This window comes from Pseudomonas sp. Z4-20, assembly GCF_051131955.1.
GTDB classification, from domain to species: domain Bacteria; phylum Pseudomonadota; class Gammaproteobacteria; order Pseudomonadales; family Pseudomonadaceae; genus Aquipseudomonas; species Aquipseudomonas marvdashtae.
In genome coordinates, this window is sequence record NZ_CP071641.1 from 3,999,586 (window position 1) to 4,017,257 (window position 17,672).

At 56.4% G+C, this 17,672-nt stretch carries 23 protein-coding genes; 3 read left to right on the plus strand and 20 right to left on the minus strand.

Features of this window, described 5'->3' with window-relative positions:
- From ccmE to ccmA, 5 genes are all read right to left on the minus strand, one after another.
- Positions 1–456, minus strand: coding sequence for a cytochrome c maturation protein CcmE (gene ccmE / locus J3P82_RS18175; protein ID WP_186637124.1), 456 nt, complete (start codon positions 454–456; stop codon positions 1–3).
- Entirely contained in the window at positions 453–629 is a 177-nt protein-coding gene (gene ccmD, locus J3P82_RS18180) for a heme exporter protein CcmD (protein ID WP_007939192.1), read from the minus strand. The genes ccmE and ccmD overlap by 4 nt, the downstream gene beginning before the upstream one ends.
- On the minus strand, positions 626–1,381 hold the full coding sequence (locus tag J3P82_RS18185) for a heme ABC transporter permease (RefSeq protein ID WP_434558066.1): 756 nt from the start codon (positions 1,379–1,381) through the stop codon (positions 626–628). Before J3P82_RS18185 ends, ccmD begins: the two co-directional genes overlap by 4 nt.
- A gap of 94 nt (positions 1,382–1,475) precedes the next feature.
- Positions 1,476–2,144: a heme exporter protein CcmB gene (gene ccmB / locus J3P82_RS18190; protein WP_434558067.1), complete on the minus strand. Its 669-nt coding sequence runs from the start codon at positions 2,142–2,144 to the stop codon at positions 1,476–1,478.
- Entirely contained in the window at positions 2,141–2,776 is a 636-nt protein-coding gene (gene ccmA, locus J3P82_RS18195) for a cytochrome c biogenesis heme-transporting ATPase CcmA (protein ID WP_434558068.1), read from the minus strand. The genes ccmB and ccmA overlap by 4 nt, the downstream gene beginning before the upstream one ends.
- Positions 2,777–2,973: 197 nt before the next feature.
- Between ccmA and J3P82_RS18200 the strand changes: the two genes are divergently transcribed.
- Both J3P82_RS18200 and J3P82_RS18205 read left to right on the plus strand, forming a co-directional pair.
- A complete protein-coding gene (locus J3P82_RS18200; protein WP_434558069.1) occupies positions 2,974–4,545 on the plus strand; it encodes a flagellar hook-length control protein FliK in 1,572 nt (523 codons plus the stop codon).
- The gene (locus tag J3P82_RS18205) at positions 4,542–4,871 is read left to right on the plus strand and encodes an EscU/YscU/HrcU family type III secretion system export apparatus switch protein (protein ID WP_186610451.1); all 330 of its coding nucleotides are present in this window, start codon (positions 4,542–4,544) and stop codon (positions 4,869–4,871) included. The genes J3P82_RS18200 and J3P82_RS18205 overlap by 4 nt, the downstream gene beginning before the upstream one ends.
- A gap of 333 nt (positions 4,872–5,204) precedes the next feature.
- On the opposite strand, the gene J3P82_RS18210 is transcribed toward J3P82_RS18205, so the two are convergent.
- The 11 genes from J3P82_RS18210 to J3P82_RS18260 form a co-directional block, all read right to left on the minus strand.
- Positions 5,205–6,527 (minus strand): ATP-grasp domain-containing protein, encoded by a 1,323-nt coding sequence (locus J3P82_RS18210; RefSeq protein ID WP_434558070.1) that lies wholly within the window; start codon positions 6,525–6,527, stop codon positions 5,205–5,207.
- A gap of 2 nt (positions 6,528–6,529) precedes the next feature.
- On the minus strand, positions 6,530–7,402 hold the full coding sequence (locus J3P82_RS18215; RefSeq protein WP_434558071.1) for an arylamine N-acetyltransferase family protein: 873 nt from the start codon (positions 7,400–7,402) through the stop codon (positions 6,530–6,532).
- Positions 7,403–7,480: 78 nt separating this feature from the next.
- Positions 7,481–8,200 (minus strand): SDR family NAD(P)-dependent oxidoreductase, encoded by a 720-nt coding sequence (locus J3P82_RS18220; protein WP_434558072.1) that lies wholly within the window; start codon positions 8,198–8,200, stop codon positions 7,481–7,483.
- Positions 8,197–8,568, minus strand: coding sequence for a hypothetical protein (locus tag J3P82_RS18225; protein ID WP_434558073.1), 372 nt, complete (start codon positions 8,566–8,568; stop codon positions 8,197–8,199). Before J3P82_RS18225 ends, J3P82_RS18220 begins: the two co-directional genes overlap by 4 nt.
- A complete protein-coding gene (locus J3P82_RS18230; protein WP_434558074.1) occupies positions 8,561–9,106 on the minus strand; it encodes a hypothetical protein in 546 nt (181 codons plus the stop codon). The genes J3P82_RS18225 and J3P82_RS18230 overlap by 8 nt, the downstream gene beginning before the upstream one ends.
- Positions 9,103–9,477 carry a hypothetical protein gene (locus J3P82_RS18235; protein ID WP_434558075.1) on the minus strand — a complete coding sequence of 125 codons (375 nt, stop codon included), beginning with the start codon at positions 9,475–9,477 and terminating at the stop codon, positions 9,103–9,105. Before J3P82_RS18235 ends, J3P82_RS18230 begins: the two co-directional genes overlap by 4 nt.
- Positions 9,474–9,977, minus strand: a complete 504-nt coding sequence (locus J3P82_RS18240) for a hypothetical protein (RefSeq protein WP_434558076.1) — start codon at positions 9,975–9,977, stop codon at positions 9,474–9,476. The genes J3P82_RS18235 and J3P82_RS18240 overlap by 4 nt, the downstream gene beginning before the upstream one ends.
- Before the next feature lie 44 nt (positions 9,978–10,021).
- Positions 10,022–11,260 (minus strand): hypothetical protein, encoded by a 1,239-nt coding sequence (locus J3P82_RS18245; RefSeq protein WP_434558077.1) that lies wholly within the window; start codon positions 11,258–11,260, stop codon positions 10,022–10,024.
- Entirely contained in the window at positions 11,260–12,519 is a 1,260-nt protein-coding gene (locus tag J3P82_RS18250) for a beta-ketoacyl-[acyl-carrier-protein] synthase family protein (protein ID WP_434558078.1), read from the minus strand. The genes J3P82_RS18245 and J3P82_RS18250 overlap by 1 nt, the downstream gene beginning before the upstream one ends.
- Positions 12,516–13,643: a hypothetical protein gene (locus tag J3P82_RS18255; protein WP_434558079.1), complete on the minus strand. Its 1,128-nt coding sequence runs from the start codon at positions 13,641–13,643 to the stop codon at positions 12,516–12,518. The genes J3P82_RS18250 and J3P82_RS18255 overlap by 4 nt, the downstream gene beginning before the upstream one ends.
- Positions 13,636–13,998 carry an acyl carrier protein gene (locus tag J3P82_RS18260; RefSeq protein WP_434558080.1) on the minus strand — a complete coding sequence of 121 codons (363 nt, stop codon included), beginning with the start codon at positions 13,996–13,998 and terminating at the stop codon, positions 13,636–13,638. The genes J3P82_RS18255 and J3P82_RS18260 overlap by 8 nt, the downstream gene beginning before the upstream one ends.
- A gap of 373 nt (positions 13,999–14,371) precedes the next feature.
- Here J3P82_RS18260 and J3P82_RS18265 point away from each other — a divergent pair, with 373 nt between their 5' ends.
- The gene (locus J3P82_RS18265; protein ID WP_434558081.1) at positions 14,372–14,674 is read left to right on the plus strand and encodes an EscU/YscU/HrcU family type III secretion system export apparatus switch protein; all 303 of its coding nucleotides are present in this window, start codon (positions 14,372–14,374) and stop codon (positions 14,672–14,674) included.
- A 258-nt stretch (positions 14,675–14,932) separates the two neighbouring features.
- Here J3P82_RS18265 and J3P82_RS18270 read toward each other — a convergent pair whose 3' ends face one another.
- The 4 genes from J3P82_RS18270 to J3P82_RS18285 form a co-directional block, all read right to left on the minus strand.
- A complete protein-coding gene (locus J3P82_RS18270) occupies positions 14,933–15,328 on the minus strand; it encodes a DUF2802 domain-containing protein (RefSeq protein WP_434558082.1) in 396 nt (131 codons plus the stop codon).
- A gap of 1 nt (position 15,329) precedes the next feature.
- Positions 15,330–15,815: a chemotaxis protein CheW gene (locus J3P82_RS18275; RefSeq protein WP_003199144.1), complete on the minus strand. Its 486-nt coding sequence runs from the start codon at positions 15,813–15,815 to the stop codon at positions 15,330–15,332.
- A 72-nt stretch (positions 15,816–15,887) separates the two neighbouring features.
- Entirely contained in the window at positions 15,888–16,766 is an 879-nt protein-coding gene (locus J3P82_RS18280) for a CheW domain-containing protein (protein WP_434558083.1), read from the minus strand.
- A gap of 96 nt (positions 16,767–16,862) precedes the next feature.
- Positions 16,863–17,654 carry a ParA family protein gene (locus J3P82_RS18285; RefSeq protein ID WP_434558084.1) on the minus strand — a complete coding sequence of 264 codons (792 nt, stop codon included), beginning with the start codon at positions 17,652–17,654 and terminating at the stop codon, positions 16,863–16,865.
- Between the last annotated feature and the right edge of the window lie 18 nt (positions 17,655–17,672).

A 17,672-nucleotide genomic window follows, 5' to 3' on the forward strand; every position in this document is an offset into this window, starting at 1 on the left:
TCAGCCCTCCTTCACGGGAGCGGGCGCCGACTGGCCGCTGTCTTTCAAGGCCTTGGTCACTTCCGGCGGCATGTATTTCTCGTCGTGCTTGGCCAGCACTTCATCGGCCACTACCACGCCGTCGGCGTTGATCTTGCCCAGGGCGACGATGCCCTGCCCTTCGCGGAACAGGTCCGGCAGGATCCCGCGATAGGTGATGGTCACGGTCTTGTTGAAGTCGGTGACGTTGAACTTCACGTCCAGCGAATCGCCGGAGCGCACCAACGAGCCCTGTTCCACCATGCCGCCGGCGCGGATACGGGTGTCCTCGGGCGCTTCGCCGTTGGCAATCTGGGTCGGCGTGTAGAACAGGTTGATGTTTTGCTGCAAAGCGCTCAAGGCCAGGCCGACCGCTGCGCCGACCCCGACGAGGATCGCAAGAATGATGACAAGACGTTTTTTGCGCAGCGGATTCACTGACCGTTCTCCCGGCGCAGACGACGCGCCTCTTGTTGCAGATACCGCTTGCGGGCCAGGATCGGCGCCGCCACGTTGAGGGCCAGCACCGCCAGGCAGATGCCATAGGCTGACCAGACATACAGGCCATGATGGCCCATGGCGAGGAAATCGCCGAATGACGCGAAACTCATCGAGCGGCCTCCAGGCTGTTCCGTACTTCGGCCTTCACCCAACTGGCCCGGGCTTCGCGCTTGAGCACTTCGAGGCGCATGCGCAGCAGCAGCACAGCGCCGAAGAAGCAGTAGAAACCCAGCACGGTCAGCAGCAGCGGCAGCCACATCTCGACCGGCATCGCCGGTTTTTCGGTGAGGGTGAACGTCGCGCCCTGGTGCAGGGTGTTCCACCATTGCACCGAGTATTTGATGATCGGGATGTTGATCACGCCAACAATCGCCAGCACCGCGCAGGCCTTGGCGGCGCTGTCACGATTGCTGATGGCGTTGCCCAGCGCAATAAGACCGAAGTACAGGAACAGCAGGATCAGCATCGACGTCAGTCGTGCATCCCAGACCCACCACGAACCCCAGGTCGGCTTGCCCCAGATCGCCCCGGTGACCAGCGCCACGGCAGTCATCCAGGCGCCGATGGGCGCGGCGCATTGCAAGGCGACGTCGGCCAGTTTCATCTTCCACACCAGCCCGACCACCCCGCAGATCGCCAGCATCACGTAGATGGACTGGGCCAGCATCGCCGTCGGAACATGGATATAAATGATGCGAAAGCTGTTGCCTTGCTGGTAGTCCGGCGGCGCGAAGGCCAGGCCCCAGACCAGGCCGATACCGATCAGCAACAGCGCGGCGACGCTCAGCCAAGGCAGCATTTTGCCGCTGATGCCGTAGAACCACTTGGGTGAGCCGAGCTTATGAAACCAGGTCCAGTTCATTGCAGTTTCCATCACGGTCGCGGCTCGCCATCACGAGTCGCCAGGTCGGCCTTTACTTCAAAAGAAGTGGTCAGTTCTTGACCAGGCCTCATTATTATTCGCCGACGCTGATCTTCAGGCCAGCGGCTATTGCAAAGGGTGTCAGGGTTATCGCCAGGGCGGTCAGGCTTCCAAGCCACAGCAGATAACCGGTTGCCGGCATGCCTTGCAACGCCGCCTGCAAAGCGCCGCTGCCCAGGATCAACACCGGGATGTACAACGGCAGGATCAGCAAGGCCAGCAACAGGCCGCCACGCTTGAGTCCCACCGTCAGCGCCGCACCCACCGCACCGAGCAGGCTCAGCACCGGCGTACCCAGCAGCAGCGACAACAGCAACACCGGCATGCATTCAGCGGGCAACCCCAGCATCATCGCCAGCAGTGGTGAAAGCAACACCAACGCCAGGCCGGAAAAAACCCAGTGTGCCAGTACCTTGGCCAAAACCAGAAGGGCCAGGGGGTGCGACGAAAGGACCCACTGTTCCAGGGAACCGTCCTCGAAATCGCTGCGGAAGAGCCCGTCCAGCGAGAGCAGGACCGACAAAAGCGCTGCCACCCAGACCAGCCCGGGCGACAAGGTTTGCAACAATTGAGTCTCCGGACCGACCGCCAACGGGAACAGCGCGATGACGATCGCAAAGAACACCAACGGGTTGGCCAGTTCGGCCGGACGGCGAAACAGCAGGCGCGCCTCACGGGTAAGCAACAGGCCAAACACACTCATACCGCCCAGTTCCCCAGATCGATGTTGCGATAACCGGACGGCATCCGGGCCAGTGTGTGGTGAGTAGTCAAGAGCACCATCCCACCGTTCTCGCAATGCCGGGCCAGATGTTCTTCAAGTTGCGCGACGCCCTGCTTGTCCAGGGCAGTGTAAGGTTCGTCGAGAATCCACAGCGGCGGGCAGTCGAGGTACAACCGGGCCAGGGCCACGCGGCGTTGTTGCCCGGCGGACAAGGTGTGGCTCGGCACATCTTCGAAGCCGCGCAAGCCTACCGCCGCCAAGGCCTGCCAGATCGCCTCGCGCCCGGCCGGCCGATGCAGCGCGCAGAGCCAGCTGAGGTTTTCTTCGGGGGTCAGCAGATCCTTGATACCGGCGGCATGGCCGATCCATAGCAGGTTGCGGGCCAGCTCGCTGCGCTGGCTGTGCAAAGGATTGCCATTGAGCAGCACCTGGCCGGCGGTGGGTTGCATCAACCCGGCCAGCAGGCGCAACAGGCTGGTCTTGCCACTGCCGTTGGGTCCACTGATCTGCACCATATCGCCACGCGAGAGTCTCAGTTCGAGATTTTCGAAAAGCAGTCGCAGGTCTCGCTCACAGGCGAGGCCAACGGTTTGCAAGAGAGGACTGGTCAAGGGATCACGGGCCTTATACGGTTCAAGTCGGCAATGCAGCGGCCGTTAAAGTGGTGCAGCATAGATGCATTGATGGCCTGTTCCACAGAGCTGCGTCAACAAAAGCGAGGTTTTTGCCACTCCCTGGAAGGCGGGCGGCATTATACATGTGAAGCCTTACGCCCAAGAGGGCTTATTTCCCCAAGGTAAGACCGCAGATGACAGGCGACATGAACATCCCGCCGCTGCCTCAGCCCACGGCAACCACGCGTATGCCAGCGGTGACTGGCGAGCTGCTCAAGCTGCTGGCGCCGGCTGAAGGCCTGATCGGGCCCGGCCAGACCGCCAAGGCCGAGGTGCTGTCGCTCAAACAGGCGGACCAGGCGTTTCAGTTGCTGCTCAAGGTCACCCTGGAAAGCGGTCGCCAGGCCACCGTGCAGGCCACCAGCACCCAGCCGCTGCCGCAAGGCACCAGCCTGGCCGTGACCCAGCCGTCCGCCAGCAACCTGGCGATTACCGTGCAGCAGGCACTGGCTTCCAGCGTCGCCACCCTGACCCGCATCGACACGACGCAGCTGCCCGTGGGTACGCTGCTGCAGGGCAAAGTGCTGACCAGCCAGGCGTTGCCGCAATTGCCCGGGCAACCGGCGGTGTATCGCTCGCTGGTGAGCCTGCTCAACACCGCCCAGGCCGGCAGCACCCTGGACATCGACAGCCCCCAGCCATTGCGCATCGGCACATTGTTGAGTGCCCAGGTGCAAGATGCCCAGACGTTGAAGTTCATTCCCCTGAGCAATCGCCAAGAGCAATTGGCGGTGAGCCAGCAACTGGTGACGCAGGTGAGCCGCCAGGGTTCGCTGGACGGCTTGCTCACCGCTCTGCAAAACAGTCCCGCTAGCGACGATGCCGGGCCCGAGCTGCGCGCCGCCGTCACACGCCTGTTAGCCTCTCTGCCTGACATACAGCAACTGAGCACCCCCAAGGGCCTGGCCCAGGCCATGGTCGCCAGCGGCGTGTTCCTGGAAAGCAAACTGCTGGCCGGCCAGCCGCCGAGCGTGGCACCGGACATGAAAGGCGACCTGTTGAAGCTGATCGCGCAACTGACACCGGCCCTGCCCGCCTCCACCAACCTCACCGCCGTCATTGCCGCCAACACCCTGGCCCAAGCCCTGCCCAGCTTCGTGCGCAGCGCCTTGGGGATGCTCGGCCAAGTCAGCGCCAAGCCACAACCCACGAGTTTTCCGCTGCCCTCGCGGCTGTTGAAAGGCCAGGATGATGAAGGCGATCTGGAACATCTGCTGCGCCTGGCGGCAGCCGCCGTGTCGCGCCTGCAAAGCCATCAATTGTCGAGCCTGGAGCAAACCGGGCTGACTGACGACGGCCGGTTGATGAGCACTTGGCAATTGGAGATACCGATGCGCAACCTGCAGGACATCGTGCCATTGCAGGTCAAGTTCCAACGCGAGGAAACCCCGCCCCGGGAACAACCGGACGAACGTCGAGAGCCACGAGAACAGAAGCAGCAATTGTGGAGGGTCGAGCTGTCGTTCGACATGGAGCCGCTGGGGCCATTGCAGATTCAGGCGCAATTGCTCAGCGGTAGCCTGTCCAGCCAGCTCTGGGCACAACGGCCGTACACCGCGAGCCTGATCGAGAGCAACCTGGCCGCGTTGCGTGAGCGCCTGGTGACGTGCGGGCTCAATGTTGGTGACCTGGATTGCCACCTCGGCACCCCGCCCCAAGGGCCGAAGACCCAACTGGAACAACGCTGGGTGGATGAAACCGCATGACAACCCACACCGAACCCCGCCAGGCCATCGCCCTCAAGTACGACGGCCACCACGCCCCGACCCTCACCGCCAAGGGCGACGAAGCCCTGGCCGAGGAAATCCTGCGCATTGCCCGGGAAAGCGAAGTGCCGATTTATGAGAATGCCGAGCTGGTAAAGCTTCTGGCACGGATGGAGTTGGGCGATAGCATCCCGGAAGAGCTATACCGCACGATTGCCGAGATCATTGCGTTCGCCTGGAACCTGAAGGGCAAGTTTCCCCAGGGCTTTGACCCACATGCGCAGCCTGTCGAGAAGGACGTGACGGATCGGGGGGATGATTACTGACCAGAGACGACGCTGCTCCTGTGGCGAGGGAGCTTGCTCCCGCTGGGTGGCGCAGCCGCCCCAAGTATGCAGCGACCGCCAAAAAACTTAGGGCTGCTGCGCGCCCCAGCGGGAGCAAGCTCCCTCGCCACGGGGAATGCGTTTCAAAGGCTACGGGTCGAAAACAAAAAATCGCAACCTCCGGCAGTTCCTATAGAGGTATGTGAACCTCTATAGGCGCCGCCAAAGGCTGCGATCTCTTGCAGCTTGCTGCTCAAAGCAATCAACCGCCCTTGTGCAACTTGCTCATCAGCTCCGCCTCAGAATGAGAACGCCGCCCATAGACGACGCTCATTATCCCGGCGCTTCGACTGCCAGGTAACCTTCATAGATCCGGCGAATGGATCGCCAGTCGTCTTCGCTGAAGGCGACGCCGCCCATCAGACGCTCCGCCATCCGGTCGAAGGCAGTCACATCAGCCCATAACTGGTCGGTATCGATGTCGCAGAAACAGGCATTCATCGGTGATGAAAAAAGATTGTAGGTCACCACATACTCGTCCCCTTCACCGATCGCACAAGCATATCCCTTAAGGGACATCAGACCCGTCACGGTTTGCTCCAGCAGGGACTCGCTGATTGAGCAAATACCGGTCTCGATGCAAATGACATCAGAAACCACTGCGGGCGCCAAAAGTACCGCATCGCGCAAATTGCAGCTATCTCCGAAATACGCCTCGTACAATTGCGCCAGCAGCGACGAGTCGTAGCACTCGGAAAACAGCTTGGGTGTGATGGTGCCATGCATGCGGGCGCCAGCCTCGATCATCACAGGACCGTTCTCGTCCATGATCAATTCCATATGCACCGCGCCATAAGTGACATCCAGCGCTCTAGCGGCACGCTTGGCATAATCGCTTAAGGCCTTGCTGACTGGCGCATCAAGCGGAAGCATGAAGGTAAATTTCTTGACGAAGTCGCACCCAGCAATGTCCAGTTCATCAGTGCGGATATAACGACAAACCGATGAAATAACGTAGGTACCTGCACAGGCCACCAGATCGACAACGTACTCCGGTCCCTGGATCATTGGCTGTAACAGAAAGTGGTCGTTGACCGTCCAAGTCGCCGAAAACATATCCCAAGAGGCGTTTTCCAGTGCCTGTTGCAGCTCATCAGGGCTGTTGCAACGCTGCACACCTTCGCCGCCGGCAGACGACCGAGGCTTAAGGATACAAGGATAGTGTTCCCACTGGGACATCGCTGACTGAACACCTTCTCGCCCGTTAATGACGGTGGTGGGAATAGATGCCAGATCCGCCGCCGCCAGCGAGCACTGCATCTGGTCTTTGTGCCGACGCCTGCATGACGTAGCCGGGTCGTTGCCCGGGAGTGAATACCTAGCGGCAAGTTTTTCCGCTAGAAAGACACCATTCTCACTACCCGGCAAAACAGCGTCGAACAAGCCACTCTCAGCAGGAGGCAATTGGTCTTCGCAGGTAAAAATGCCTTTATACAATTCGGCCTGAAATTCATCCTTCTTCTTCGCATTGAGTTTCGGGATCCGTGCCACTTTATCGAGTTCAATAATCGCATAACAATCCACCCCTCGATCTTTAAAATAACGCACCAAAATATTGGCATTTGAAACTGGATTGGCAAACAAACATGACGGCATTATTATTTATTCTCCTTACCGAAACCATCAAACAAATCGACAGGAAGAGAAACAAAATCCGCCTCATCGAGTTCTATATCGAAATATTCTTCCAACACCTCTACCAGCTCCCACATCGATCTGACAACGCGTCGAGTACGCGTGCAATCTTGAATGGAGACCAGGACGTTATTGACTAAATAATCACCGCCCTGAAGAGAAGGTCTGGCACATACCAGATTGTTGCTAAATGGAGACAACGGCGAATAGGCATTAAAAAACTGCCCCACAACAAACTCATCAGGTTCATAACTGGCGTCTCGCAGCACGTACATATTTATCCATTGAACACCTCGCCGATACTGGATACCCCACATCCGATCCGCGACTCGAAGCACCCGATACTCATGAACACCCTGCACTGCCTGCGTATTGTGAAGTAAGCGCAAGGGGTACAAAAAACCCCGATAACCGAATCCGACGTCACAGATCCACTCTTCGTCATCGGCACGCACCAACAGCACCATATGCGTGGACAGATTTATGGTGCCGTTCTCTCGGGACACTGCCGAAAGGCTGCGCCGGACACTGAAACCAAGTGTTTCCAATACCACCGCCAGCAAACCATTCATCTGGGTACATCCGCCGCCCCGCCGCCCGGAGGTCAGTTTGTCGCTGATCTCAGTCATATCGAAGGAAGGCACGATGCCCAGGAAGACATCGAGCATTTCGTACGCAATGGTATTCACGTGAGCAAAATGGATGCTGGCCAACGTTCCGGCACTTGTGTCCGAGGGGACCGCCAGACTAATTCTCTGGAAATAGAGAGCCAGCCAGTCAGGGATTAATGACGCACGTGCAATCCCCTCGCACGATGAAACCGTTTCAGTATTCACGGATGCAGCCTCACTAAGAGAGGGAGGGCTCAGCTATATAACGAAAAAAACCGCGACGCGGCCTGTACAAAACTCTAGTTAGCCGATGTTCTCGCCATTGCCGACCTTGAGTATCGTGCCCGTTGTATTGAACTGACGGGAAACCAGCAACAAGACCATATTAGCAACTTCCTCGGGCGCCATGATTGTACGGCCGGGTATCGACTTTAAAACATCGAGCTCGCTACCCTGCGCAAATGCCTTGAACATATCAGTATCGACAAAACCCGGGGCAATACCATTGACCTTTACATCAAACCTTGCCAACTCCAGAGCCAACCCGAGAGTCAATCGCTCGATAGCTGCTTTTGCACACCCATAGGCGGTATTGCCGAGTTTTACTTTAGTAGCAGCCACCGAACTGATGTTGATGATATTGCCAAAGCGGGCGGTGGCCATCACGGGGGCGAAGACATTGCAGTAATTCAAGGTACCGCCAAAATTGGTATCCATTACCTGATTAAACGCCTCATGGCTGGTGTTCAAAAATATCCCGTCTCCGGTAACACCAGCATTATTGACCAATACCGAAAGTGCCCCCTCGGTGAGGATTCGGTCACGCAATGCCTGCACCTGACCAACATTCCGACCATCCAGCTGCACTACACTGAGATCAGGAAAATCCGCCATAAAACTGGCCGCGGCCCGTTCATCGCGCGCATAAGTGACAAATACTTTATAACCGGCCCCAAGCAATTTTTCGGCGATACAACGGCCGATACCCCGGGTGCCACCAGTCACCACTGCAATGTCATTCATGCCTTCTCTCCTCCCAACGCTATCACACCGCGGCAATAGTTGATGGCCTGGTGATGGAGTCTGAAATGGTAATTTTCATCGGAACTTTGAGTCCCTGGCTTTTTGTCGACCTCTAGACACAGCTCCTGCTGTGGAGTGATAGGCTCAAGAAAAGCGACCCGAGAAATGGTGAATGTGCCCACGTGCGCACCTTTCATCCGGGCAATACAGTTAGTGACAAAACCGACGATGCAAGCGCCTGGCACAATCGGATAATCGGGAAAGTGTTCTGCGAATATAGGCGCCGCTGCGTTAACGGTCAGGCGAGCGTCCAAGCTCTGCGTTGAGACCGCAGACGCATCCACTCGAAAAATCTGCAATTCAGGCATTCACTGAAGTCCTTTTACTAAAGTAGGCATTGGGGAAAACTTCCGTTACTACCGATGCCACCAAAATGCTCGTATAAGAGCCGATCAAAAAGACTGGCCAGTACGTTTCAAAACCGAGACTCAAGCCAGCCAACCCCCAATTTATTGAAAAGGCCATGCACCAAGCCTTAGTGATGGTGTTGTTTATTTCGAAAAACTCGCTCGACTGACGGATATCATCAACCACGCCTTCCCCGCTGTATTGCAGGGTAAAGGGCTGTTTGCGAAACACACTCCACCAACCCACGACGGTCAATACCCCATACAAAAAGAGCTTGACGACTTCAAACGTGGCGAACCCCGGCATATACAAGGAAAGCAGCGCCATCCCAAGTAGACAAATGACCAACGTGCACTCAATGACGAAGCCCTTCTGAAGGGTGTCAAAACAGAGGAGGAATATCAAAAAGGCCACTGTCAGTGCGGCTTTCGCAAAATTTCCATCGAGCCAGTCAAGAAGATAGGGAAACAACAACCATGGAATTATGAGTTTGGTCATGACTGTTGCCCCTTGAGGTTTAAAACCGTGATGGTCGCTAATAGGCAATCCCGAGTATCCGAGTCAAGTGAACCGAACACTTCGACGCGCCCTGCGCCGCTGTCAAGGCTGACCCGTCCCGTCAATTGCGATATCCGCTGCGGGTTCAAAATTTGCAGCCCGGTAATCAATGCAGGAACGTAATGCGTCGACCGTGTCGTGTTGCAAGCCCCTCGTACGCAACGCACGGCAAACTGATTGAGCAATTCAACCAGCACCACGACCGCGCCGTAACATTCGATGTAGCGGTCAAGGTGCCCTTCGTTAACTTGACTGCGCCAACCGTGTTCCGAATCAGTTACCGGGGAGCAAATTTCCAGATAATCCGTCATTTTGAAGATACCGTTGGCACATTATCGGACTTAAAAAAACGCAATAACCTGAAGCTGCGCCCAACGATCAAACCATTGATAAATCCAGACCCCAGTGACGACCAAGCAACTAACGAATCTTCATTGGTCAGTTCCGGATGCATCGCTTCCTGGTAACCGCTGTAATAACGCCAAGCAAAGAAGCACCAATACACAATTAGCACTTTGATCGTGCCACCCAGCACCAGCTTCTCCCCCTCACGTTCCACGTTGTGATACGAGTAGAAACGTAAGGCAAGCAACCACCCAACCGGTAACCCCAGCGCATAAACCGAAAGCGGAACCACGAACTCTTGGGAGATTTTCAGCGAGGCCACGGAAATAGCGACACATATCGCCGGTGTCAGTAGCAACGTTTTTTTCGTTTCATGATTCTTATAGCAGGCAATGACGCCGTAATACGTCACGATAAAAAAAGCGGCGTAAACCCACAGTGGCGTACCTCGCAAAATGTCGAGCATAAAACCCCTTTGGCACTGCCTGTGCCTGAAACAATCGGTGTCTATCAGCCTGCAATCGGAAGTTGATTGCGCCGGTCGAGTAAACGGTTGAGTTTGCCCCGCGGGTTATAGGAGAAGTCTGCATTGCTTGCCCACTTGACTATTGCAACACCACGCGCCACCGCCTCTTCCAACTTCGGGATATGGAATAGTTGCTCTTCCAGGCGTGCCGTCCAGGACGCATCAATGGCCGATGGTTCAACATCGACGAGCACTGTGACGCAGTCCTTGCCAGCATCGGTCGTCGACAGGGCCACCTGAAACGCCTCCGCCGATACGCCGGCAGCAATCAATGCCTGCGCAACCTGCGTCAGACTGATGCGGTGGCCGCCGAGACTAAACTCCTCAGCCACTCTTGGCCCGATTTCTAGGTAGTAATGCTTGTCTTCCCTCTGGGTCAACTCGCCAACGTCACCTATTCGATAGCGAATGATGGGCACCATCGGGGCCTTCAGATCGGTGATCAGCAACTCACCAGTATCGGTCTGTTCCATGAAGAACCAGTCAGACAATATCAAGTGCTGACGCGGTTCCATGGCAGGCGTATTCACCGCCATGAACCCCAGTTCGGTGGCTCCGTAAAGGCTGTAGAACCGCACCTCCGGCCATAGAGCCTGAATAAAACCCCGCTTGCTCAGATGGAATGCTTCTCCGACAAACACGATCTTGGTGATCGCCAAATCCACATTGAGCCTTTCTGCTGCCTGCGCGACCTGGATGATTCCGGTTGGTGAGCCCACCAACACGTTTGCGTTGAAACGCTTCATGGTGCTTAGCAACGACGGCATGTTGTTCATTACATCGGGACGCCCCACTGGCAGCATTGTAGAACCAATCGGCTCAAGCATCCGGCACATGCCTTCGTAGTTGTAACCCAAGCATCCGGCGGTTAAGAGATTCACCACGGTATCGTCGGCACAAAACACATGCTCGGCCATAAAACCGCGAATCTGATAAGGGTAGCTGTCTTCTGTGACGCGCTGAAAAATACGGCTGGCCAGTACTAGGGGGGCCGATGTCGTGCCCGATGTAGAAATGACATAGCACTGTTTAAGTTTGTCGGAGTCAATTAGCGTATCACTCACGTCCATGAGTGCTTTCTTGCTCATTGGCGGGTATTTCTGCGCGAAATCTTCATACCCCATGACCGTGGGTAAATTCAGGGGGTAAGCCTGTTCGGCGTACTCGCCAACCATCTTGTTGAACTTATCTATATCAAACGAAGTACGGTTTTTTATAGTCATTATCCGATTCTTTTAAATATCATCGACGCGGCGAGGCCGCCCATGCCGAAGGAGTTTTTTAGGCAGTAATCTACAGTACGCTGCTGGGTAAACGGAGAAACATTGGCTAGGCAGTCGGGATCTTTGGACTCAAGGTTGATAGTCCCGGGAATGAAACCCGAGCGCAGGCTGATCAATGTATTGAGAGTTTCCATGGCCCCAGCCGCGGCAATCATGTGCCCGTGCAAAGACTTGTTGGCGGTGACGGGCACCTGTTCTCCAAGCACTGTGCAAATGGCTGCAGACTCGTGAAAGTCATTTAGGATCGTTGAAGTCCCATGAGCATTGACCATGCCGATCTCACTCGCTCGCAACCCGGCGTTACTCAATGCCCGGACCATGGCCAGTTTCATCTCGGCGCTATCGGGTGCCGGCTTGACGATATGGCTAGCGTTGGTACTGGTGCCAAAACCTACCAGTTCCATCAACGGCTCACGCCCTGCTTTCAGACACGAGTCCAGAGACTCCACAAGGAATAGCACTGCACCTTCAGCCGGCAGATAACCCGAACGCCGCGTATCAAAGGGCCGTGACAAGCCTATGGGATCGAGTCGTTTATCCGTGGCGATAATATCGACCGACTCCAGGCCGATGTAATGTTCGGGAGTGACCTTCGCCGAGATACCGCCGACGATCGCCGCATCTATTCGTCCGTGCCGCACGGCTTGAAAACCGATACCGATGGCCTGCAAGGAAGCGGAACACAGCCCTAGATGTACCGACGCCGGACCTTTGAACGGTACAAATTTATGGACGGAACGCAACGCATTGGTAGGGTCGTAACGAATGAAATCCCGCACTCGAAAGTGCTTCTCGAGGGCTAAATCAAGATTGACAAACCTCCCACCAACCTTGCTCAGGTCGTACGCCAAATTGACCGTTTGTTGAATGTCCACCACGGGTTCGTCGACACCCAGAAAACAACCGATCCGATGCTCACCGATGGCGACCGGGTCGAAGGCCACCGACGCCAGCAGATTTTCCATGGCCTTACGGGTGTAGAACTCATCATGACTGAATCGCTGCCGTTCGCCCTGGGTTGGAAAGTTTCCCGATTCGGGGATTCCTGCGAAATGGCTCTTGAACGAAGCGGTGTCATATTTGGCGATTTTTCTCACACCGGAACGGCCATCACGTAACGCTTCTTCAATAGCTGCATAGTGATCACCCAACGGCGTACAACAACCGAAGCCACTGATGACAACCTTTCGCTGATTCATGACGACACCCTCTGTGATGGCGTTGGTGACTTGCGCAACACGATCAAGCCCAGGCCCATCCCTGCACCTTCTCCGTGGATGATGATCACCCGGCCCGGCTCGATGGACGGGTCGGCTAACGCGCACACCAGATCGACCAGGCCGCTGGTGGCCACCGCATACCGTGACCTGGTTTTGTATCGACGTAATTCGAAACTGTTCAAACAGCTCTCCAACGCCTGCACCTCCGCATCGCCGATGCCGGGTGCACCGTTGTCGTAGAGCACCACTACCGGATGACTATCTCGGACCCAGGATTCCAGTTGTGCATAGGCCTCGACCCAGTCCTGGCGAGTGGTGAACATGCTGGTGGAAAAGCGACTGACCGCCAGAAACACTTCTGCCAGTGGCTGGACTTGCTTCCGGGAAACCCGATCCGGGGTTTCGACAACCAGCGATACCGCGCCGTTGGTTCCCTGGACGCTTGATCGATGCGACTCCCTGACATCGATCAAGCCCATTTTTTTAAATACCTGGGCGTTATCGGCTTTGGACATATCACCGTAAGCACAGATCAAAGCACCCCTCGACTCGCTGCATGACAGGTTGTAGAAAGCCTCCTCCAGCAATGAGAGCCCGCCCAACGACATCTTGCGCAACGGATAGCCGCCACCGCGAAGCCCGAAAAGCTTTGATAAATGGTAGAGACCATTGGTAGGCAGCTTGCGAAACAGCCGCAAAGGGTGCACGGCATTGGCCATTTCACCTAGGTGGGCGAGTAAAGTAGCCTTATCGGTGTAGTACTCGCTGGAAGATTTGAACTGCCAGACCACCTCATGAAAGTCTCGGACCGTTTCATAGGTGGTGTACACGCACATGGCGTCTTTTTCAGCCCGAGTGAAGCTAACGTTTTGCTCGGCCATGCTCATGGCCGAGAAAGCGACATTAAGGTTACAAATCGTTTGAGAGGTCAGCATGGCCCGATCTTCGCGGGCGATGAACGGAACAATCGCCGCTGACAACTTCGCCTCTCTTGGCTGGTTGTCTGGGAAATCGTCCGGCGGCTCACTCAGACACTGAACCAAGTCATGTGTGTTCAACGCTGCCTGTTCAATGCCATAACCAGTGATGAATAGATTAGGCATTTATAACCGTCTCGATTCGTCGTGCGCAGAATTTTAACGTCCAGTATTTATCCAGCGACTTGGGATCTAACTCTACACTGCTGCCTAATCCTAATATCTCATTAGCGAGTTTTTTACCCGCCTCAGTCCAGCCCCCATCAGCATAAAATTGCGGATCGATCAACAACCTCGTAAATGGCCATATATCATGCGGTTCAATACTTTGATTTATTTGAGCCTTAACCTCATAACAAAAATCAATGAAATCGATGGAGGAAAAACCTATTTCTTCGAATGAGGCGTCACTTCCAATATCATCTGAAGACTCCAAAAAAAGTATATTCGCAGCAATTTCTTTAACTTTGGCGAGATACATAATGCTCCTTATTATTCTCTAATTATGCGATGTCAGATGGAGCTTTCAACGGCACCCACTCAATTAGCAAATAGGCAAACCCACTAATAGACCGCCTCGACACCGAGCCACAAACTTCTATTTAAACGTCACAGTTAATTTTAAGCCTTTATCAAAAAACGTTGCCCTAGGTCCACCCAGCAAATAAGCCATTCCAACGGGTTATAAAACTACCGACGACCGGCAATTATCACAAGTCAGCGGGATCCGACAAAATTGTAGGTAATGGACTACGAAGGTGTAGGTCACAAGACAAGAAACCAACCGAAATTTCGATCACTTTTAACTTTCGTATTGCTAGAAAGTAAAGAGAGGCCACTTTTAGTTCGATTGCGTGCTTGCCCTCAAGTATGACGGCCACCACGCCCCGACCCTCACCGCCAAGGGCGACGAAGCCCTGGCCGAGGAAATCCTGCGCATTGCCCGGGAAAGCGAAGTGCCGATTTATGAGAATGCCGAGTTGGTGAAGCTTCTGGCACGGATGGAGTTGGGCGATAGCATCCCGGAAGAGCTGTACCGCACGATTGCCGAGATCATTGCGTTCGCCTGGAACCTGAAGGGCAAGTTTCCCCAGGGCTTTGACCCACATGCGCAGCCTGTCGAGAAGGACGTGACGGATCGGGGGGATGATTACTGACCAGAGACGACGCTGCTCCCGTGGCGAGGGAGCTTGCTCCCGCTGGGTGGCGCAGCCGCCCCAATATGCAGCGACCGCCAAAAACTCAGGGCCGCTGCGCGCCCCAGCGGGAGCAAGCTCCCTCGCCACGGGAATGGGTCAACTGGGCGAAGGTTGAAAACAAAAAATCGCAACCTCCGGCAGTTCCTATAGAGGTATGTGAACCTCTATAGGCGCCGCCAAAGGCTGCGATCTCTTGCAGCTTGCCGCTCGAAGCAATCAACCGCCCTTGTGCAACTTGCTCATCAACTCCGCCTCGGCATGGGTCAGGCCGCAAGCTTGGGTCAGTTCGTCGACGCTGGCGCCCATGCCGACCAGTCGGGCGGCTTGGGCGAAGGACAGGCTGGAGGGGTCGCGTTGTTCCAGTTGCGCCAACTTGTCCGGCAACGGCGCGACGACGGCACGCAGCTCATGGAGCGCTTCGCCCATGCGCACGGTGCCGTTCTGGTAATCGTCGACGCGCTTGGCCAGGTCCCGGATGCGCTGGTCGCGCAGCGCATCGCCCTGGGCTTGCTCAGCGGCGATCTGCCGCTGGGCGCGGATGTACGCCACGAACATCGCCAGCGTGCCTGCCCAGAAAAGGAACAGGACAATGACTGCTACCTCAAGAATCAAATCAGATACTCTCCAGTTCCGACCACTCTTCTTCGCTCATCATCTTGTCCAGTTCGACCAGAATCAGCAACTCATTGTTCTTGTTGCAAACGCCTTGGATGAACTTGGCGGACTCTTCGTTACCCACGTTCGGCGCGGTCTCGATTTCCGACTGGCGCAGGTAAACCACTTCGGCAACGCTGTCGACCATGATGCCAACCACTTGCTTGTCGGCTTCGATGATGACGATCCGGGTGTTGTCGCTGATCTCGGCGTTCATCAGGCCGAAGCGCTGACGGGTATCGATCACCGTGACCACGTTGCCGCGCAAGTTGATGATGCCCAACACATAGCTCGGTGCACCTGGAACCGGGGCGATCTCGGTATAGCGCAGCACTTCCTGAACGCGCATCACGTTAATGCCGTAGGTTTCGTTATCGAGCTTGAAGGTCACCCATTGCAGAATCGGATCTTCAGAACCCTTTTGAGACGACGCCTTATCATTCATACCTTGACCCCTCGAAAAACCGCCTGTGGCGGTGTGTGTTCTGTCCGGCGGCGCCCTGCGCCACCGGTTGTCTTATATCGGTTTGCGGACCGGCTTTGCGCCGTCCAGGTGTTTTGCCCCGCCGCTGGCGATCAGCTCCGCCAGTTCGGAAACGTCCAGCAAGGCGCACATGTGTTCGATCACCGTACCGGCCAGCCATGGCCGTTGCCCTCGATGGCTGCGCCATTTGATTTCGTTCGGGTCCAGGCGCAGCGAACGGCTGACCTGGTGCACCGCCAATCCCCATTCGTAACCCTGCACCGAAATCACGTACTGCAGGCCCTGGCGAAAATCATCGCGATAACGGTCCGGCATGACCCAACGCGCGGTATCCAGCACTTTCAAGTTGCCGGCCTGGCTTGGCAGGATCCCGAGGAACCACTCCGGCTGGCCGAACAACGGTGTCAATTCCTGGCCAGCCAAGGAATAAATCGATCCCAGGCAGACCAACGGCACCGCCAGGGTCAACCCGGCGACATCGAACAACAGGCACTCGAACGGCTCGGCGGCCCACGCCGGACGATCATCGCCCGGCACCGGCGGCGGTGGACTGCTCGGCGGCAGGTGGATTTCCACCACCGGCGTCGCCAGGCCTTGCAACAACGGTGCGACGGTCGAAACCGGCGCCAGGATCGGCGCGGGCGCTTCCTTCACCGCCACCTGCGGCTTGCTGACCGGTGCCTCAACTGCTGCGGCAGCCACTGGCAACCGCGCATCACGGGCCTGCTCCTCGAGTACCGCTGCCTGGAACTCATCCAGCACCGCTTCAGGCTCGGCTTCGACCGGCTCGGGCAACGCCTCGACCGTACTCGGCTGCGCCGGTATTTCTTCAGTCGCTTCCTGCAATAGCCCGTCCAGGTAGGACTGCAAGGCCATTTGCGGACGCGAGGTTGTCTTGATCGGGCGGTTCATAGGAACTGTGCGCCACTTGAATAGGTTATCGGCATGGATACGGCAGGACTTGAGCGCCCGCATGCAAGCGCAACGTCTGTGGAAAACCTCATCACCTTAAGCCACCTGCTGCGGAACGAGCTGCTGGGCCAGCAGGTGTTTGAGAAGCGCGCGATAGGCCAGTACGCCACGGCTCTTGCCGTCGAATTGCGACGGTGTGACGCCTGCGCGGCTGGCGTCGCGCAGACGGGTATCGACCGGGATGTAACCTTGCCAGATGTCGTCTGGGTACATATCGCGCAACACACGCAGGGTGCCCAAGGACGCCTGGGTGCGACGGTCGAACAAGGTCGGCACGATGCTGAAAGCCAACGATTGCTTGCGCGAGCGGTTGATCATCGCCAGGGTGTTGACCATGCGCTCCAGGCCTTTCACTGCCAGGTGTTCAGTCTGTACTGGAATCACCAATTGCTGGCTGGCCGCCAACGCATTGACCATCAACAGCCCGAGCAACGGTGGGCTGTCGATGATTGCATAATCGAAATCCTGCCACAGCTGCGCCAGACTCTTGGCGATCACCAGGCCCAGGCCGCTCTGGCCGGGCGACTGACGCTCCAGGGTCGCCAGCGCCGTGCTCGACGGCAACAATGAAATTCGCTCATCGCTGGTGGAGAGCAGCAGTTGCCCTGGCAAGCCTTCGGGCACAACGCCCTTATGCAGGAAAAGGTCGTAGTTGCTGTGCTCCAGGCTGTCGGGATCGTAGCCAAAATAACTGGTCATCGAGCCGTGGGGGTCCAGATCGACGATGACCACGCGCTTGCCCGCCTCGGCCAGCAAACCGGCTAAAGCGATGGAGGATGTGGTTTTGCCCACACCACCTTTTTGATTGGCGACTGCCCAGACTCTCATTCGGATCGTTCCTCCCGA